Raw genomic sequence first — 19,564 nt, forward strand, 5'->3', positions numbered from 1 at the left:
TGAAAACACATGACTGGAGAATTAAAAATGATACATGCTAATAGTCGTGAAGATGCCAATCTTTCACCTGTAAGTAAAATAGAAATTTATTCATTTTTCGATCCATTCAGTACAGATTGTTTCAAACTATCTGCAATTCTGTCTAAATTGCGCCTTGAATATAAGCAATATATCCGAATTAGACATATTCTAAACCCATCTTTAAGAGTTTTAACGAAATGCCAAGCTCAAAGTACTTCTGATTTAGATAATATTGCACTAGCTTATAAAGCAGCTGAATTACAAGGTAGATTGCGTGCAGAAAGGTTCATACACCTTGTACAAAATGAAATAATCACAAAAAAAGATATTATTACTGAGGGTATGGTCAATGATTGTATAAATAATGCTGGTATAGATTACGATGTGTTCAAAGAAGACTTACACAATAAAGTACTAAAAGAAAGCTTGCAAGTTGATTTACACATTGCACGAGAAATGGATATAAACGAAGCGCCTTCATTAGTTTTCTTTAGTGAAGATGTACATGAAGAAGGCTTGAAAGTAGAAGGTTTGTATCCTTATCATATTTATACTTATATCATAAATGAATTGATGGGCACATCAATAGAAAAAGAATTACCTCCAAAGTTAGAAGAATATATTCAACAACAACAACTCGTAACCAAAGAGGAACTCCTAACAATTTATGAATGGCCCGAAAAGGTATTAAATAAAGAACTTAAAAAATTAGCATTGCAACAAAAAATAGAAAAATTACGTGATCCAAAAGGAACATTTTGGAGAGCCAAATTATGAACCAAAAAAATCCCGCTAGCGTCCATAGCGCTTGCGGGATTTTTTTATATACAATTTTATTATTTTGCAAATACTGCAAAACGCTGTTGTACATAATGTGCATTAGCAATTTCATCGACAATCGCTATCGCAAAATCAGCATAGCTTACATAATCACCGATAACTTCATCGTTGCTTATACGATATTCTCCTGTACGGTTACCTTCGTATTGAAAGTCTGGAGCTGGACTTACGAATGTCCATTGTACATTAGATTGGTTTTTCAGCTCCTCTAATGTCTTGCCTTGTGCTTGAGCAGTAGCCTTAAATTGTTCTGGAAACTCTGGTGTATCTATTAATTTTATTTTATGATCAGCATCTACATACAAACTACCTGCACCACCTACGACAATAAAACGTGTGGGACTATTAGCTATTAAACTTGTCAAATGCGCTATCGCTTGACTATGTTCGTATTGTTTATGTGGGTCTGGTTGACCAAAGGCATTGACGATAACATCAAATGGCGCTACGTCATCTTGATTTAAGTCAAACAAATCTTTTTGAATTACTTGTGAAGCAATTGTTTTATTGTTATTTCTTACTATTGCTGACACATCAAATCCCCTGTTTATTGCTTCTTCAGTAATCAATTTACCGGCTTTCCCATTCGCTCCTACTACAGCTATTTTCATATGAACGCCTCCTACTTGTAACTATTTTAAATACAAGTTAAATATAAGACTTTTCTTAAAAGAAGTCAAAGAGAAATGCTTAAGTAGTAAAAAAAGACATAAAAAAACGCCGTGTCTGATTACACGGCGCTAAACAAAGGGGATGGGAGAAATTTCTCACTTCAAACAAAGGGGTATGTTTGTTATGTGATTAATTTCATGTACATAATATAACACGCCCTCCCCCCCTTTTCAACCATTTAAACTGAATAAATTAAATTTGTCACAAACTCGTCAAATTGAAAACGAATTCATTCATATTAAGCTTTCATAAGTTTTTCAAATGCATCTAATTTTTGTTCAAATACTTCACATGCTTGCTCAATTGGCTCTGGTGATGTCATATCAACACCCGCATTTTTTAGTATTTCAATTGGATAGTCGGAACTACCTTTTTTCAAGAACTCATTAATATAGCGTTCTACTGCGGGTTGCCCTTCTGTTAAAATTTGATGGCTTAAACTTTGGGCTGCACTATAACCAGTAGCATATTGATATACATAATAATTCATATAGAAATGAGGTATGCGTGACCATTCTTTACTAATATGTTCGTCAGTTTCTACTGCATCACCGAAGTATAGTTTATTCAATGCTGCATATTCTTCATTCATACGAGTTGCTGTTAAAGGTTCTCCCGCTTCTTCAATTTGGTGAATTTTATGTTCAAATTCAGCAAACATTGTTTGGCGGAATAATGTAGCACGGAAGCGCTCTAATTCTTGGTTGAGTAGTAATAAACGTCTATCGTCATCCAAATGTTTATCCATGTAATCACTCAATAATGCTTCATTACATGTCGATGCTACCTCTGCTACGAAAATAGTATAATCACTAGCGTTAGCAGGTTGATGCTTACGACTGAAATAACTGTGTACAGAATGGCCAAATTCATGAACAAGTGTATATAAATCAGAAACAGTATTTGACCAGTTGAGTAAAATAAACGGATTAGTCAAATGAGCACCAGAAGAATAACCACCAGAACGTTTGCCTTTATTTTCGTAAACGTCCACCCAACGATTGTTCAAGCCTTCTTTTACTACATTCATATATTCTTCGCCCATTGGTTCCAATGCCTTTATCATCCATGACTTAGCTTCTTCATATGGCATATCAAATTTAACATCTTTTACCAACGGCGTATAAAGATCATACATTTTCATATCATCTAATTCTAATAATGATTTACGCAGTTCAGTATAACGATGTAATAGTGGTAAATATTTATGAACTGTTTTCACTAGGTTGTCATAAACTTCCTCTGGAATGTGATTATTACTTAAAGCTGCTTCTCTTGCTGTTTGATAATTATGTGAGCGCGCATTAAATATACTTGTTTTTACTTCGCCTGCTAAGGTTGCACTTAACGTATTATTATAGGCACCATATTTATTGTATAAATTATTGTATGCTGATTGACGTAACACTCTATCATCCGACTCTAAACATTTAATAAATGTACCTTGTGTTAATGGATGTTTATTACCTTCACTATCAACAGCGTCTTCAAACTCTAAATCTGCATTACTAAACATACCATAGACATTATTCGGCGTAGACAAGGCATCTTGTGCTTGAGACAGTAATTTTTCCTTATCTGCACTTAACACGTGAGGGCGCTTTTCATTAATTAATTTCAAATCAAATGCAAATTGTTGTAAAGGTTCATACGCTTCAATATAACTTTGTATTTGTGCTTCATCTATTTGTAAAATTTCAGGCACTAAAAAGCTCCAACTAGCATTAAATTTAATAATGAGTTGGTGTGCTCTTGATTCTAAACCAGTGTATTTATCATTTGCAGTATCTTGATCTTGTTTTAAATGCGCATATACATACACTTTTTCCAATTTGGAACCAACTTCTTGTTCTAGAGCTAATGCTTGGTATAGTGTTTCAGCACTATCTGCTAAATGCCCTTTAAATTGTTCTTCTTGACCTAAATATGATTCAACCTCAGCGAATGCTGCTTCAAAAGCATCATCTGATTCAAAGATTGTTGTTAAATCCCATGTATACTCAGGATATTTAGTTTCTTGTTCTTCTCTTGTTAATTGTTGACTCATAACTTTCTAAACCTCCTAGAAATCTAATTGTTATAATTTTCTCATGACACGTCTAATTTTGCACGTTATATTGTTTACTAGTTTTATAATGCTGAGCAAATCGATTTATCAAACGTTGTAACTCTTTTGTAGTATTAATATTTGGCGTAGCAAATGTACGTCTCTTTAAACTATTCACCACTTGTGTTACTTGAAAATTAGGTAGTTGTAATTCGTAAATATAACGTAATTGCCATAAAACAGGGTGGGTTTTTATTAATAGTTGCTCAGGATATACATGACCTAAATGCTTAGCTACCCATTGTTCTGTAAGTTGTAATTGATACATTAAACTTAATGTCGGTTCTAACACTGACTTCCTTTTGCGACAAAATTGCAAATACTTTAATATACTTTGCTCAGGGATTTTAGCAGTTGATACTCTTTGTTGCTCTGAACAGTTATTGAACGTAAATTGGTTTAACTTATTATAGACCCCTTTAAACTTGTTATGACCGTATGCCATAATTTGTGTTATTACGTATAATCGTTCACTAGTTGGATGCCACGCAAATAATCTACGTAATTGAGGCTGAATACAAGCACTTTGAAAATCCGTTAATTTAAAATAGTTATACTTTACTGTAGGTAACAAAACTACCCAACAAACCATGTAACCAAGTAATTCATAATTTGAAGTACGGCGTTGTAGTTCAACTAGCGTAATGTTGGAAAATTGTAGTTCCACTACTACTTTATTATTTAGTAATAAATCCGGTATTTGTGAACCTTGGCGTATTTGTGGTTCGATTTGCACCTCATAACCTAATAATTGTAAGTCTTGCGCTAAACGATATTTCGCTTTATAGTGTGTCAGCGTTTCCCCACTATGATTAGGTCGACAATTTCGTTTAATATGTGTGAAATGAGCTCTTTTAACTGTTCCTTGTCGTAATACTACTGTTTCAGCACAATGCGGACAAAAATAAGCACTACCTCTTTGTGCTTCATGTGCAGTTATCAATGATCCGTTATTTTGTTTAGCATAATACATTTTTTCACCTCATAAGGATACACGACGCTACTCATCGAATTACTTTTAAAGGCAAAAAAATAAGCCATAAAACTATGGCTTATTTGTCTATACTGTATTTATTTTATTCTACTGTATCAGGAAAATAACGACGTACTTGAGAAGTCACGTTATGACTCATAATAATTTTCGCATAATCATTTAAATATACTTCTGACTTGTCTGTAGGATGTGCAAATTCTAACAATTGACTATAGCAATCATTAATAATTTCTTGCTCTACACTTTCATCGAAGTACATAGCATAATAATATTGATTATTAAGACTGAACAGTAAGTCTTCAAATTCATTGATAACGATATTATGTTGATGTGCATAACTAATTACTTCTTCAAAGTCATTGAATTTTACAATTACAGTACGAACATTTTGTTGTTTGTGTTCTTTTTGTTCTTGCTGATTACTAGTTGATTGTTGTGCTTTTTGTTCAAGCAATTCTTCTAGGCTGTCATCTTGGTCAAACGTTTGTGATAAAATATCGCTTACTTGATAATCTAATTGCTCATTGGCTTCATCGTCAGACATATTCATTAAATCTTCGTTTTTCGATTTAGAAATGGTAACTTCTACGCCTTTTTCAAAAGCATGAACTTGAATCCATAATGGACCTTCTACGACAAAATCTTCTTCTTCATTTACTTCTTCCATCATATTCCAAAAGAATTCTTCGCCACGCTTACGATTAGTCCATAAATCTTCGCGTTTAAATCCTCTAGCTTCAATGTCACTATAAGTTATAAATAACTTCACTGTTGTATCGTCAACACGCTCTATTCTCATATCATCTCACTCCTTACAGTCGATGAATAGTAACCATATTGTATTAGAACGTAGTAAGAATTACAATCGTTTTGTTTGATTAAATTTTACTATCATCTATCGATTTCTTATAATAACATATACCCTACTATATACCAAAAAAACAGCACTTATTTATAGTGCTGTTTTTTTGAATTTCACAATTCATTCACAATTTCTATTTTTTATAACGTTACTTCTTTTAATGTATACTTAATCAACTAGACGTTGTGCTTCTTGCAATTGGAAAGTACGTACTTTACGTGGTAAGAAACGTCTGATTTCATCTTCGTTGTATCCTACCTGTAAACGTTTATCATCTAAAATGATAGGACGACGTAATAAGCCAGGATTATCTTGGATAATTGCATATAAATCTTGAAGTGGTAGCGCGTCAATATCAACATTCAACTTTTGATATGTTTTTGAACGCGTAGAAATAATTTCATCTGTTCCATCTTCAGTCATTTTTAAAATTTGTTTAATTTCATCAATTGTTAGGTGCTCAGAAAAAATGTTTCGCTCCGTATACGGAATGTCATGTTCTTGTAACCATGCTTTCGCTTTACGGCAAGATGTGCAACTTGGTGAAGTAAATAATGTTACCATACATCTCACTCTCCTATTTTCATGAATAAAATTCATTGTTCACATTATTTATATGATTAAGAAGTTATTGTATCGTAATGATTTTTATCTTTCTTAACCTTACATACGTTAGTATACCCCTTCAACATTAAAATTAAATGAGAAATTCACAATTTTTCTAAAAACTTTTTAAAAATTCTCAAATCTCATGTGACCTTTAACACTAAAACTGGAGTATATATCTAGTTTAACATAACTTACAAATGATTAAAATACTGTTATAATGAATGCAAAGTTATTAATAAATTAGAAAGTAGGCATCACACAAATGGAAACATTATTTTCAGGTATCCAACCAAGTGGTATTCCAACCCTTGGGAATTACATTGGTGCATTAAAACAATTTGGCGAAGTTCAAGATGATTATGATTGTTTTTTCTGCATCGTAGATCAACATGCAATTACAGTTGCTCAAGACCGATTAAAATTACGCAAACAAATTAGACAACTCGCTGCAATATATCTTGCTTCAGGCATTGATCCGGAAAAATCAACGTTATTTATTCAATCAGAAGTTCCTGCGCATGTCCAAGCAAGTTGGATGTTAACTACAATTGCATCTATTGGTGAGTTAGAACGAATGACGCAATTTAAAGACAAAGCTCAAAAGCAAACTGAAGGTATTCCAGCAGGATTACTCACATATCCACCACTTATGGCAGCTGATATCGTTATTTATAATACGAATATTGTCCCTGTTGGCGATGATCAAAAACAACATATTGAATTAACTCGTAATTTAGTTGATCGTTTCAATACGCGCTTCAATGATATTTTAGTCAAACCAGAAATACGCATGCCAAAAGTTGGAGGTCGTGTAATGAGCTTACAGGACCCTACAAGAAAAATGAGTAAAAGTGATGATAATCAGAAAAACTTTATCTCATTATTAGATGAGCCGAATGTAGCTGCTAAGAAAATTAAAAGTGCAGTAACTGACTCTGATGGTATTATTCAATTTGATCGAGAGAATAAACCGGGAATTTCTAACTTATTATCTATTTATTCTAGCCTTACTGATGAATCTGTCGACGCACTTGTTGAACGTTATAAAGATGCAGGTTACGGGACATTTAAAGTAGATTTATCAGAAGTAGTGAAACAATTCTTAACTGATTTCCAAGAGCGCTACAATGCCTTCTACAACTCAGACCAATTAGATGAAATTTTAGATGAAGGCCGTGACAAGGCTCAAAAAGCGTCGTTCAAAACATTGAAGAAAATGGAAAAAGCAATGGGCTTAGGACGTAAAAGATAAACCTATAGCAAAACAATAACGCCTGAAACATTATTAATGTTTCAGGCGTTATACCGTTATTAACTAGTTTATAAGAAACGTTAAAAGTAATACGTTCTTAGATTAGTCTATTTCTTTTCACCAGTTTCACGGTCAATACTTTTATCTATTTTGACATTTTTCAATGATGTATCCCCACCAATTTGGTGATATACCAATCCTTTAACTTGTGGATTTGTTAAATGTGCTTCACCTTGTTGATAAACAGGTGCAATTGGTGCATCATTTAATAAAATTTCCTCAGCTTTTTTCATTGCCGCATTACGCTCTTCCGGTTTTTTCAATAATTTTCCATTAGCGTCTTTTACTAACTGGTCATATTCCTTACTACCCCAACCGGTGTTATTTTGCCCATTACCTGTTGTCATAATATTTAAGTATGTTAACGGATCTGGATAGTCAGGTCCCCAACCGGAATAAGACGCTTCATAATTTTCAGTCTTTTCTCGATTGACACGCTGTTTAAACGGTAATTGTTTAATTTTCAATGTTACTCCTGGAAGATTTTTTTCAACTTGTGCTTTAATATATTCTGCTGAAATCTTAGCGTCCGGAGTATCCTCTGTATTCATAGTGAATGTTAAATTTTTAATGCCTAATTCTTTTTTCGCTTTGTCATAATGCTTTTGAGCTTCCTTTGGATCAAAGCTTAATGGAGAATCGATAGTTTTCGCAAAATCTTCACCGTTTGGTGTTTTAGCGGTTAAACTTGATGTAAAACCATCCATAGCTTTAGAGCCATTGTTTTTAACTGAATTCACATAACCTTCTTTATTTATAGCTTTGGCTATAGCTAATCGCATATCTTTATTTTTAAATGCAGGTACAGTTTGTTGATTCATTTTCATATAAAATGTACTTGCTTTTAATCGTTTTTGTAACCCTTCCTCCTCTTCATATTTTTCTACTTGGTCTGCTGTAATTAATGTATCATCAACTGAACCTGTATCATATAATGCCGAACCAGCTTGTTGATCTTTTAGTATTTTATAGTTCGCTCTATCTAAATGTACTTTCTTCTTATCCCAATAATTTTCATTTTTTTCTAATTCAATCTTATCTTCAACTTTCCAATTTTTCACTTTAAATGGACCATTGTACACAGATTTTTCAGCAGTAGTACCATATTGTTCACCGTATTTTTTTACAGCTTTTTCATTTTGTGGCATGAAAATACCAAAAGCAAACAATTCATTTATATAAGGTATCGGTTTTGTTAATTCTACTTTTAACGTATAATCATCTACAGCTTTAACCCCTAATTCATCGACATCTTTTTTACCTAAATTAACTTCTTCTGCATTTTTAATATCATACATTATGTAAGCATACTCTGCAGCTGTATCCGGCTTAAGTGCTCGTTGCCAAGAATAAACAAAATCATGTGCTGTTACTTTATCTCCATTAGACCATTTAGCGTCTTTTCGTAATTTAATAGTTAATGTTTTACCACCGTTACTTTCTTTAGGCAGCTCTTTTGCTACACCTGGAATGGCTTCATCTTTATCATTCAACGAATATAAGCCTTCGTAAACTTGATTGAAAATATCAAATGACACTGTGTCTGTGACCATTGCTGTATCTAATGATGCCATATCTTGTGGTATTACTTTTCTAAATACTTGTCCTTTATCTGAATAAATACCTTCTGCACTACTACACCCAGCTAACACAACAGCAAGTGCAATCGTGATAATAAGTAATTTGAACTTCTTCATCTAACTCCCCCTCTCCCTGTTATTGTTGCGTTTGAGCGTTGTTATTTTTTAAAGTTTCTGCTTCTTCATCAGTGACAAAAACATAATGCTCGGGTGACACTTCTTGTAAAGTGCGTTCTTTATCTCGTGCTTCATCTGCTTTATATGTTATACGTTTACGTTGTTTTTCACTTTCTGGATCTGGTTGAGGCACAGCCGATAGTAATGATTGAGTGTATGGATGGAGGGGATTATTGTAAATTTCGTCCGCCGTTCCTAGCTCCACAATTTTACCAAAATGCATTACCGCTATTCGGTCTGAGATATATTTCACCATAGATAAATCATGTGCAATGAATAAAAACGTAATGTCTTTTTCACGTTGTAGCTTTAACAATATGTTAACTACTTGTGCTTGAATAGAGACATCTAGTGCCGATATTGGTTCATCGGCAATGATAAACTCTGGTTCAACTGCTAATGCACGAGCAATTCCGATACGCTGTCTTTGTCCCCCTGAAAATTCGTGTGGATAACGATTCGCATGTTCTTTACTTAAACCTACAGTTTCTAATAAATCATACACACGTTTTTTGCGATCTTTTGTACCAGAAGCTAATTTATGAATATCAATGCCTTCAGCGATAATATCCATAACTTTCAGTCTAGGATTTAATGATGCATAAGGGTCTTGGAAAATCATTTGAATTTTTTTGTTGAATTTCAAAGAATCTTTTCTGTTTTTTATTTTTTGAATATCTACACCCTCGTAGAGAATTTCACCATCAGTAATATCATTAAGTTTAATAATGGCTTTACCTGTTGTTGATTTACCACAACCAGATTCACCTACAAGTCCAAATGTTTCACCTTTGTATATATTAAAGGAAATATTTTCTATCGCTCGTACTTCATTACGTTTGCCCTCGTTAAAGTACTGTTTTAATTCTTTTACTTCTAACAGTGTTTCTTTATGATTGACCATTGAACGACACCCTTTCTACTTGTTTAGGCTTAGCGTAGTTATTTGACATTTCACGCATGCGTTGTTGTACCATTGCTGGCGGTTCAACTTCTGGTGCACGTTCATCCAATAACCAAGATTTCACATAGTGCGTTGGTGAGACTTGGAACCATGGTGGTGCCTCTTTGAAATCAACATCTAATGCATACTGACTACGACTAGCAAACGAATCCCCTTTAGGCGGATGTAATAAGTCTGGAGGTGTTCCTGGAATAGCAATCAACTCTGTATCTGTACCTGTTGTTAAATCTGGCATAGATGATAATAATCCCCATGTATACGGATGTTTAGGATCATAAAATATTTCATTAACATCACCAGTTTCAATCATTTGTCCTCCATACATTACTGCTACACGATCTGCTATGTTTGCCACTACACCTAAATCATGGGTAATAAAAATAATAGACGTATCGATTTTATCTTGTAATGATTTCATTAAATCAAGTATTTGTGCTTGCATCGTTACATCTAAAGCCGTTGTTGGTTCATCTGCAATAAGTACTTTGGGTTCACATGCCAAGGCTGTAGCAATGACAATACGCTGTCTTTGTCCACCTGAGAATTGGTGTGGATACGCGTTAAATCGCTGTTGAGGATTTGGTAATCCAACTAATTCCAAAATTTCTATTGCTCGCTTTTTAGCATCTGCTTTATTGTAATTTTTATGTTTGATGAGCGGTTCCATAACTTGCTTACCAATTTTCATCGTTGGATTTAATGATGTCATCGGATCTTGGAATATCATCGAAATTTCTTTACCACGTAATTTAACTAATTCTTGTTCTGATTTTACACAAAGGTCTTCACCTAAAAAATTAATTTCCCCTTGTTTGATACGACCGGTATCACCCTGGAACAATTTTGTAATCGCTTTAGTAGTAACTGATTTCCCAGATCCAGATTCACCTACTATTGCTAATGTTTCACCTTTATTCAAATAAAAATCTACACCACGTACGGCTTGCACTTCCCCTGCATCAATATCAAAGGACACATGCAAATCTTTTACTTCTAAAATTCTTTCTGACATAAAAAACGCCTCCTTTGTTATTTACGCATTTTAGGGTCAAATGCATCTCTTAAACCATCACTAAATAGGTAGAAGAATAATATTAATAAACTTAACACTAATGCTGGTATGAATAATTCATGTGGATGAATTAGTAACATCGCACGACCATCATTAACGAGTGAACCTAGTGATGTTCTTGGTGCTGGTACACCAATACCGATAAAGCTTAAAAATGCCTCGAAGAAAATGGCATTTGGAACTGTGAACATTGAAGTAACTACAATAGCACCTAATGTATTCGGTAAAATATGTTTAAAAATTAATTTTAATTTTGATGACCCTAACGTACGAGAAGCCATGACAAATTCTTGCGTTTTTAGTTTTAAAAATTCTCCACGTACTACACGACTCATACCGATCCAACCAGTTATGGCCATCGCTAAAATAATCGTCCAAATGGAAGGTTCAAAAATTAATACGAACAAAATTACAACAATCAATGTTGGAATAGACGCGACAATTTCAATAATACGTTGCATCACATTGTCTACTCGACCGCCGAAGAAGCCGGATATTGCACCGTATACTACTCCGATAAAAATATCTAACAACGCGGCTACAACACTAATAAATAGTGATACTTGAGCGCCTTGCCAAGTTCTAGACCATAAGTCACGGCCTAATTGGTCTGTCCCAAACCAAAAGTTTTCTTTTACGCCGGCCTCTTTATATGCATCTACACCTTGTGCTCCTTCACCGTCAAAAGGCAAGAATGACAGTTGATCTAATACCGGAATTTTTGCTGGTAAATTACGTCGATCTACATCTTGTTCGGCATAATCATGTGAACTCATTAATGGACCAACTAACGCTAGTATCAAAATAATAATCAATCCTATCATGCCGACTACTGCTAATTTATTACGTTTTAATTGTGACCAAGCATCCTGCCAGAAGTTTTTACTCTCACGCTGCATCTCTGGCTCTTTAGCAATATCATTATTACTTTTAACAAAGTCCTCGGCCATAACACCACTTGTAGTATTAGCCATTACTGCATTGGAAGCATCATCAGTTAAAAATTCATCTCTTTTATCTGTCATTATTTCTTACCTCCTTGCACACGAATACGTGGATCTATCACACCGTATAAAATATCTACAATAAAGATAGAAACAATAAACAGTGTACTAAATAAAATAGTGGTCGCCATAATAACTGGGAAGTCATTTGTTGTAATTGATCGTACAAATTGATCCCCTAAACCTGGTACACCGAAAATATTTTCAATTGTCAATGTTCCTGTTAATATACTGGCAAGCATTGGCACAATAATCGTAATTACTGGTATTAATGCATTACGTAATGCATGTCCAAATAATACGCGCATTGTCGAATTACCTTTAGCTCTCGCCATTAATATATAGTCCGAACTTAACACTTCTATCATTTCCGCTCTTATGTATCTCGTTACGGTTGCTAATACAGCTGCCGAAAGTGCTAATGATGGCAATACAGCTGTAGAAATACCTTCCCAACCTGCAACTGGGAATATTTGTAATCGTACTGCGAATACGTACTGCAGTAATACTGCTAAAACGAATGATGGTACCGAAACTGCAATAACTGAAATAACGGTGGCAGTATAATCAACCCATGTATTTTGTTTAACTGCTGCAATAACCCCTAGTATCAATCCTAAAATTACTCCTATAACCATAGCTGCAATACCCATTTCTAACGATGGCAATAAGCGTGGTTGAATTAATTCCCACACAGGTTGATTATCATATTGGAAAGAATTTCCAAAATCACCAGTAACTACATTTTTTAAATAGTTACCGTATTGCACTGGTATCGAATCATTCAAACCGTACTTCTCGTTTAATAATTCTTTTTGTGACTCATTTAACTTTTCATCATTAAATGGTGATCCAGGCATCAATTTCATTAAGAAAAAGGTAATCGTTATAATAATAAATAACGATAGAAACATATAACCTAATCTTTTTAAAATGTATTTAAGCATAGCTCATCCCCCTTAAATGTTCAAAATTAACATTCCTTTCAAAATTTTCAGAAATATTATACATATTATATAGTTAATTTACGTATTAATCAATATAGTTTCGCTTCACATTATTAAAGGATAGCATTATTATTTTTATATTAATTGAGTGATTTTAATATATTAAAGCGTTAGCATATTAATATTTTGTTTTTTCAAATTTTCAGTTATAATTGTGGAAATGCTTATTTGGAGGATAATGAGTTATGCGCTTTTTTAAAAAAAGTATACTTTGGTTACTCGCAACACCTGTGTTAACACTTATATTTTCGCTCATAAGTGATTTCACTTTAACAAACTACATAAATATTTTGTTTATATTATCTAGCATTATCGCAATCCTATCTTTTGTAATGATTATTATTCAAGAAGGTGTTTTAGATCCTACAAGCTATGGATTTCGCCGTTTAACATATCAACTATCTACAAAAAAACGAAGACAATCTGTAGCAGACGATTCCTTTTTCAATCCTAAAAGCGCTAAAAAGGACCATTATGTTATCACATCTTGGATAAAATATGCCTGTGCTTGTAACATTATCTATTTTCTAATTAGTATTGCTTTAGCCTATATTATATAGTAACTACACAAAACGCTTCCTATTGCATTCAATAGGAAGCGTTACTTTATTTTGAATTTAGTAAAATTAAACAACCGTAAAAACCTCCATTATAAAAAGGTTTTTACGGTTTAAAGTTATGATACTAATGTGTGTTATATAGATTAATCAGCAAACTTTTTCAAAATAATTACTGCATTATGTCCGCCGAAACCTAAACTGTTACTCATAGCATAAGTAATGTCTAAATCTTGAGCTTCATTAGGTACAAAATCTAAGTCACACTCTGGGTCAGGTGTAACTGCATGGATTGTTGGTGCTACACGTCCTTCTTTAATAGATAATGCTGAGAAGATAGCTTCTATACCACCAGTAGCACCTAATAAGTGTCCTGTCATAGATTTTGTAGAACTTACTTTCAATGAATGAGCGGCGTCACCGAAAGTATTTTTGATAGCTTGCACTTCTGTTAAGTCACCTACAGACGTACTTGTACCATGTGCATTTAAATATTGAATGTCTTGTGCTTCAATACCAGCATCTTTAATTGCTGCTTGCATAGCACGAGAACCACCTTCACCTTCAGGTGCTGGTGCTGTAATATGATATGCATCACCAGTTGAACCATAGCCAACAATTTCGGCATAAATTTCTGCGCCACGCGCTTGTGCAGACTCTAATGATTCAAGCACTACTATTCCTGCGCCTTCACCCATAACAAAACCATCGCGGCCAATTTGGAATGGGCGACAAGCAGTTTCAGGATCGTCGTTTGTTGAAAGTGCTCTACTTGCACTGAATCCTGCAATCGACATATCAGTAATTGGTGCCTCTGTACCACCAGTTATCATCGCATCTGCATCACCACGTTGTATGATTTTGAATGCTTCACCAATTGAGTTCGTCCCTGTCGCACAGGCAGTTACAGTTGAACCATTCGGCCCCTTAGCTCCTAAGTCTATAGAGACTTGACCTGTTGCCATATCTGGAATTAACATTGGTACGAAGAAAGGACTAACACGTCGTGGACCTTTATTTAATAAAGTATTGTGGGCATTTTCAAATGTTTCCATACCTCCGATACCTGCACCAATCCATACACCAATTTTATCAGCTGTACTTTCGTTGATTTCAAATTTCGCATCTGCAACTGCTTCTCTTGCAGCAACGACTGCATATTGCGTAAAACGATCCATTCGTCTTGCTTCTTTTTTGTCAATATAGTCCTCAATATTAAAATCTTTTAGCTCACCTGCTAAATGTACATTATATGGTTCAGTATCAATACGTGTAATTTTGTCAATTCCACTTACTCCATTTAATGCATTTTGCCATGATGTTTTCGCATCATTACCGATTGGTGATAAAGCACCAATACCCGTAATAACCACACGTTGTTCTTTGCTCATAAATTGACCTCCTATTTACCCCATTTTAATGTAATGGCACCCCATGTAAGGCCGCCGCCAAATCCAACAAATACTAATACATCATCATCTTTAATTTTATTATTTTCTAGTTCTTGAGCAATACTTAAAGGAATGGATGCTGCAGAAGTATTACCAAATTTATCTACTGATACACTCATTTTTTCTTTTGGAATGCCTAAACGTTCACGCGCAGATTCCATAATACGGATATTTGCTTGGTGTGGAATAAACATATCTACATCCTCAGATTGTAAACCAGCTTTTTCTACCGCTCTATTGGAAGCTTCACCCATGATGCGGACCGCAAATTTAAACACTTCACGTCCGTTCATAAATATTTTACCATTATCTGGGTTTAAGTATAAATATTCTCCACCTGAACCGTCTGAGCCAAGCTCATAACTTAAAATACCTCGACCTTCAGATACCTCACTAACAACAGCAGCACCAGCACCGTCGCCAAATAAGATAGCCGTTGAACGGTCAGTCATATCTGTAATTTTAGATAATTTATCTACACCTACAACCAAGATGTTTTTATAATCACCTGATTGTACGAATTGTTTTGCATTAATTAGTCCATACATAAAGCCACTACAAGCAGCTAATTGATCCATTGATGCTACTTTACTAATACCTAGTCTGTTTTGTAACATGTTACCTACTGTTGGAAACGGATATTCTCCAGTTGAAGTAGCAACTATGATCATATCAATGTCATTTGCTTCTATTCCAGCATCCTCAATTGCTTTGACGCTGGCTTTATAAGCTAAGTCAGTAGTATCTTCATCTTCTCCAGCCCATCTTCTTTCTTTTATACCAGTCATTTTAGATATCCATTCATCTGAAGTTTCTAAAAAAGACTCGAAATAGGCATTGTCCACTACGTTTTCTGGCGCATATGCACCGAAACCTTTGATACCCACATTCATGGTTGTACACCTTCTTAATATATATTTAATACCAGGTATTAATTTAACATATTTTTTTAGTTAAATACAAGAACAAGCGCACTTGTTTGAGTTAATGTACACATATTATTATTAATCACACTTTCCATCGTCACAAAATCAACAGAATTGTAACCGATTTCTACTATACAAAATATAACCTATTCCTTATAATGAAGTTATATACAGTTTAATTGGAGGCATTATACTATGAAATACCTCGCAGTATTATTTTGGGCTATTTTGTTACTCGAAATGGTTAACTTTGTATTAAACAGTTTAGATGGTGGCGGTGCATTAAATTTAATTACACCTATCGTTGTGGCAGTTATACTCACAATTATTGTTGTGTTATTTGACATGACAATGAAGCCATTAAAGAAAGATACGAGTCAACAATAGACAATTTACGTATAAAACAAGCCGATGCACTTCTTGTGCATCGGCTTGTTTTTATAATGTAGCTAGGACATAAATCCCCGTTCAAATAAGAGAGGCTGGGATAATATTGATTCGTTCCAGTCTCTTTTCATATTGGCAGTAGATGACTGTATTGAAAATGCGCTTTAAACTAAGCTTTTTTTCAATGCTAGTCATCCTTGCCGGGGTGGGACAACGAAATCATTTTTTCAAAATCAGATTTCTGTCCCACTCCCTCTTGTTTATTGTGTCTTTACATACTTTGTGGTTCAACTATATTAAATGTTAAGCCATCATCTGTTAAATCAACTTGTAAAGTAGTTCCTTCAGGTAAATTTTCTCTAATCATTGTTCGTGCCAATGGTGTTTCGATTTGTGATTGTATAAAGCGTTTTAATGGTCGCGCACCAAATTGTGGTTCGTAGGCTTCTTTACCTAGCCATGCTTGCGCTTCTGGTGACACTTCAATTGTAATACGTTGGTCTAACAATCTGATATTTAACTGTGCTAATAGTTTTTCAACAATACGTCCCATATCTTCGACAGATAATGGTTTAAATAATACGATATCATCCATTCGGTTTAAAATTTCTGGTTTGAAATATTGATTTAAACTATCCATCACTGCTTTTTCTGTAGCTTCAGTAATGACACCTGTATCTTTCACTTGTTCTAACAATACTTGAGAACCAATATTACTTGTCATAATGATAATCGTATTTTTGAAATCAACACTTCGCCCTTTGGAATCAGTTAAGCGTCCTTCATCTAATATTTGCAATAATACGTTAAAGACGTCTGAATGTGCCTTTTCAATTTCATCAAGCAAAATTACTGAGTATGGATTGCGGCGAACCGCTTCTGTCAATTGTCCACCTTCGTCATGACCCACATAACCTGGAGGCGCTCCAATAAGACGAGACACAGAGTGTTTCTCCATATATTCACTCATATCTATACGTATCATATGTTTTTCTGAATCAAATAATGTCGATGCTAAAGACTTAGCTAATTCTGTTTTCCCTACACCTGTAGGACCTAAGAATAAAAAGCTCCCTATCGGTCTTTGAGGATCTTTAATACCTGCTCTAGCTCTTACTACAGCATCAGATACTAAATCTACTGCTTTGTCTTGACCTACTACGCGTTGATGCAATATTTCTGATAAATTCAATAATTTTTCGCGTTCTGTTTCTACTAATTTGGATACTGGAATACCAGTCCATGAACTTACAATATCGCCTATTTCTTCATCTGATACGATTTCACGAATGATACGCTCATTGTCTTCATTTTGTTCATCTTGAAAAGCTTCCTCTAAATCTCTTAATTCTTTTTCTAATTCAGGAATTTTACCATGTTTCAATTCAGCAGCACGTTCAAGATTATAATTATTTTCTGCGTCTTCTAACGCCTTTCTATTTTCATCTAATTCAGTACGTTTTTCTTGTAGTTTCGCAATTTTTTCTTTTTCTTGTTCAACACGTGACTGAATGGCACTTTGCTTTTCTTTTTCATTCGCTAATTCTTCTTGCAATTCATGTAATCTTTGTTTACTTGCATTATCAGATTCATTTTTCAATGCACTTTCTTCAATTTCTAATTGCATTACACGACGATTAACTTGATCTAATTCTGTAGGGTTCGAACCCATCTCAGTACGAATCGTTGCACAGGCTTGGTCAACAAGATCAATTGCTTTATCCGGTAAAAAACGATCAGTAATATAACGATCAGACAGTTCTGCTGCTGCGACGAGTGCACGGTCTTGAATACGTACACCATGATATACTTCATAACGTTCTTTAAGTCCACGTAAAATTGAAATAGTATCTTCTACATCTGGTTCTGATACATTTACTTTTTGGAAACGACGCTCTAAAGCAGAATCTTTTTCAATATATTCACGATATTCATTTAAAGTTGTTGCCCCAATACAATGAAGTTCGCCACGAGCTAACATAGGTTTTAACATGTTACCGGCATCCATCGCGCCTTCTGTTTTACCTGCACCAACTAACATATGAATTTCATCAATAAATAATATGATTCGGCCATCTGAGTCTTTAACTTCTTTTAACACTGCTTTTAAGCGCTCTTCGAATTCACCACGGTATTTTGCGCCTGCAACTAATGCACTTAAATCCAATTCAAAAATAGTCTTATCCAACAAAGAATCAGGTACATCTTTACGTACAATTCTTTGGGCTAAGCCTTCAACAATTGCAGTTTTACCAACACCTGGTTCACCAATTAATACTGGATTATTTTTAGTTTTTCTACTTAAAATACGTATAGCATTTCGTATTTCTTCATCTCTACCAATGACTGGATCCATATTCCCTTGTCTTACTTCTTCAACAAGATCACGGCCATATTTTTCTAAAGCTTCATAATTTACTTCTGGATTTTGTGTTGTCACATGGTTTCCTCCTCTAACTTTTTTAATAATTTCTGTAATAACTTCTTGTTTGTTACCTATTGCTTCACGTGTAATACTGTCTACTTCCATTGCTGCTAACAACAAATGTTCCATTGAAATATATTCATCTTCATATGTGTTCATATATTGTTCTGCTGTATTCAATAATTTATTAGCGTTTTGACTTATATATTGTCCATATTGCACATGTTCACCTTGTACAGTTGGATAATTACTTAATTTACTATCATACTGTAGTGCTAAACTTTCAGTATCAATATTTGCTCTATCTAAAATATTTTTAAATAAACTATCCGATTCTGTTAAGGCTGCTTTTAATATAGCTTCAATTTCAATATTTTGGTTTTCATAGTTTTTAGCGATTTCAATAGCTTGTTGTAAAACACTTTGTACTTTATAGGTCATTTGATTAATATCCAAATAAACTCACCCCTGTATCATTAAGTGTAGGTCAAGGTTAACTATCTTTGACTTTGACTTTCTTTGACCTTAATTAAATTATATACCTTTCTGTTGCTAATATCAACTAAAAAACATCATTCGTATGCCGCTAATTTTCTC

General features: G+C 34.2%; 17 protein-coding genes. 4 read left to right on the forward strand and 13 right to left on the reverse strand.

Annotated elements, in window-relative coordinates; all coding sequences use genetic code 11:
- Positions 1-9: 9 nt before the first annotated feature.
- Positions 10-798, forward strand: coding sequence for a protease adaptor protein YjbH (gene yjbH / locus KA845_RS03260; RefSeq protein ID WP_002510163.1), 789 nt, complete (start codon positions 10-12; stop codon positions 796-798).
- Positions 799-857: 59 nt separating this feature from the next.
- Here yjbH and KA845_RS03265 read toward each other — a convergent pair whose 3' ends face one another.
- From KA845_RS03265 to spxA, 5 genes are all read right to left on the reverse strand, one after another.
- Positions 858-1,472 carry an NAD(P)-dependent oxidoreductase gene (locus tag KA845_RS03265; protein ID WP_002510164.1) on the reverse strand — a complete coding sequence of 205 codons (615 nt, stop codon included), beginning with the start codon at positions 1,470-1,472 and terminating at the stop codon, positions 858-860.
- A 299-nt stretch (positions 1,473-1,771) separates the two neighbouring features.
- The gene (gene pepF, locus KA845_RS03270; RefSeq protein ID WP_204172357.1) at positions 1,772-3,580 is read right to left on the reverse strand and encodes an oligoendopeptidase F; all 1,809 of its coding nucleotides are present in this window, start codon (positions 3,578-3,580) and stop codon (positions 1,772-1,774) included.
- Positions 3,581-3,632: 52 nt separating this feature from the next.
- Positions 3,633-4,613 (reverse strand): competence protein CoiA, encoded by a 981-nt coding sequence (locus tag KA845_RS03275; protein WP_002510166.1) that lies wholly within the window; start codon positions 4,611-4,613, stop codon positions 3,633-3,635.
- A 103-nt stretch (positions 4,614-4,716) separates the two neighbouring features.
- A complete protein-coding gene (gene mecA / locus KA845_RS03280) occupies positions 4,717-5,433 on the reverse strand; it encodes an adaptor protein MecA (protein WP_002510167.1) in 717 nt (238 codons plus the stop codon).
- A 231-nt stretch (positions 5,434-5,664) separates the two neighbouring features.
- Positions 5,665-6,060 (reverse strand): transcriptional regulator SpxA, encoded by a 396-nt coding sequence (gene spxA, locus KA845_RS03285; protein ID WP_021458876.1) that lies wholly within the window; start codon positions 6,058-6,060, stop codon positions 5,665-5,667.
- 307 nt (positions 6,061-6,367) lie between these two features.
- Between spxA and trpS the strand changes: the two genes are divergently transcribed.
- Complete coding sequence (trpS, locus tag KA845_RS03290; protein ID WP_002510169.1) at positions 6,368-7,357, forward strand: tryptophan--tRNA ligase; 990 nt, start codon at positions 6,368-6,370, stop codon at positions 7,355-7,357.
- Between the two features lie 107 nt (positions 7,358-7,464).
- Here the strand turns inward: trpS and KA845_RS03295 are convergent, their stop codons facing one another.
- The 5 genes from KA845_RS03295 to opp3b are packed head-to-tail and all read right to left on the reverse strand — an operon-like array spanning position 7,465 to position 13,161.
- Positions 7,465-9,114: a peptide ABC transporter substrate-binding protein gene (locus tag KA845_RS03295; RefSeq protein WP_002510170.1), complete on the reverse strand. Its 1,650-nt coding sequence runs from the start codon at positions 9,112-9,114 to the stop codon at positions 7,465-7,467.
- A 19-nt stretch (positions 9,115-9,133) separates the two neighbouring features.
- Positions 9,134-10,078 (reverse strand): ABC transporter ATP-binding protein, encoded by a 945-nt coding sequence (locus KA845_RS03300; protein ID WP_002510171.1) that lies wholly within the window; start codon positions 10,076-10,078, stop codon positions 9,134-9,136.
- The gene (locus KA845_RS03305; RefSeq protein ID WP_002510172.1) at positions 10,065-11,150 is read right to left on the reverse strand and encodes an ABC transporter ATP-binding protein; all 1,086 of its coding nucleotides are present in this window, start codon (positions 11,148-11,150) and stop codon (positions 10,065-10,067) included. The genes KA845_RS03300 and KA845_RS03305 overlap by 14 nt, the downstream gene beginning before the upstream one ends.
- Before the next feature lie 17 nt (positions 11,151-11,167).
- Complete coding sequence (gene opp3C / locus KA845_RS03310) at positions 11,168-12,235, reverse strand: oligopeptide ABC transporter permease (protein ID WP_245338048.1); 1,068 nt, start codon at positions 12,233-12,235, stop codon at positions 11,168-11,170.
- The gene (opp3b, locus tag KA845_RS03315; RefSeq protein WP_002510174.1) at positions 12,235-13,161 is read right to left on the reverse strand and encodes an oligopeptide ABC transporter permease; all 927 of its coding nucleotides are present in this window, start codon (positions 13,159-13,161) and stop codon (positions 12,235-12,237) included. Before opp3b ends, opp3C begins: the two co-directional genes overlap by 1 nt.
- A 245-nt stretch (positions 13,162-13,406) precedes the next feature.
- Between opp3b and KA845_RS03320 the strand changes: the two genes are divergently transcribed.
- Entirely contained in the window at positions 13,407-13,781 is a 375-nt protein-coding gene (locus tag KA845_RS03320; protein WP_002510175.1) for a DUF3899 domain-containing protein, read from the forward strand.
- 143 nt (positions 13,782-13,924) lie between these two features.
- Here KA845_RS03320 and fabF read toward each other — a convergent pair whose 3' ends face one another.
- Positions 13,925-15,169, reverse strand: a complete 1,245-nt coding sequence (gene fabF / locus KA845_RS03325; RefSeq protein WP_002510176.1) for a beta-ketoacyl-ACP synthase II — start codon at positions 15,167-15,169, stop codon at positions 13,925-13,927.
- An 11-nt stretch (positions 15,170-15,180) separates the two neighbouring features.
- The gene (locus tag KA845_RS03330) at positions 15,181-16,122 is read right to left on the reverse strand and encodes a beta-ketoacyl-ACP synthase III (protein ID WP_002510177.1); all 942 of its coding nucleotides are present in this window, start codon (positions 16,120-16,122) and stop codon (positions 15,181-15,183) included.
- Between the two features lie 228 nt (positions 16,123-16,350).
- On the opposite strand from KA845_RS03330, the gene KA845_RS03335 reads away from it, so the two are divergent.
- Positions 16,351-16,542 carry a DUF2929 family protein gene (locus KA845_RS03335; protein WP_002510178.1) on the forward strand — a complete coding sequence of 64 codons (192 nt, stop codon included), beginning with the start codon at positions 16,351-16,353 and terminating at the stop codon, positions 16,540-16,542.
- Positions 16,543-16,813: 271 nt separating this feature from the next.
- Here the strand turns inward: KA845_RS03335 and clpB are convergent, their stop codons facing one another.
- Positions 16,814-19,423, reverse strand: a complete 2,610-nt coding sequence (gene clpB / locus KA845_RS03340) for an ATP-dependent chaperone ClpB (protein ID WP_021458880.1) — start codon at positions 19,421-19,423, stop codon at positions 16,814-16,816.
- Positions 19,424-19,564 lie beyond the last annotated feature (141 nt).

It is taken from the genome of Staphylococcus sp. GDX8P114P-2 (assembly GCF_017892945.1).
GTDB lineage: Bacteria > Bacillota > Bacilli > Staphylococcales > Staphylococcaceae > Staphylococcus > Staphylococcus arlettae.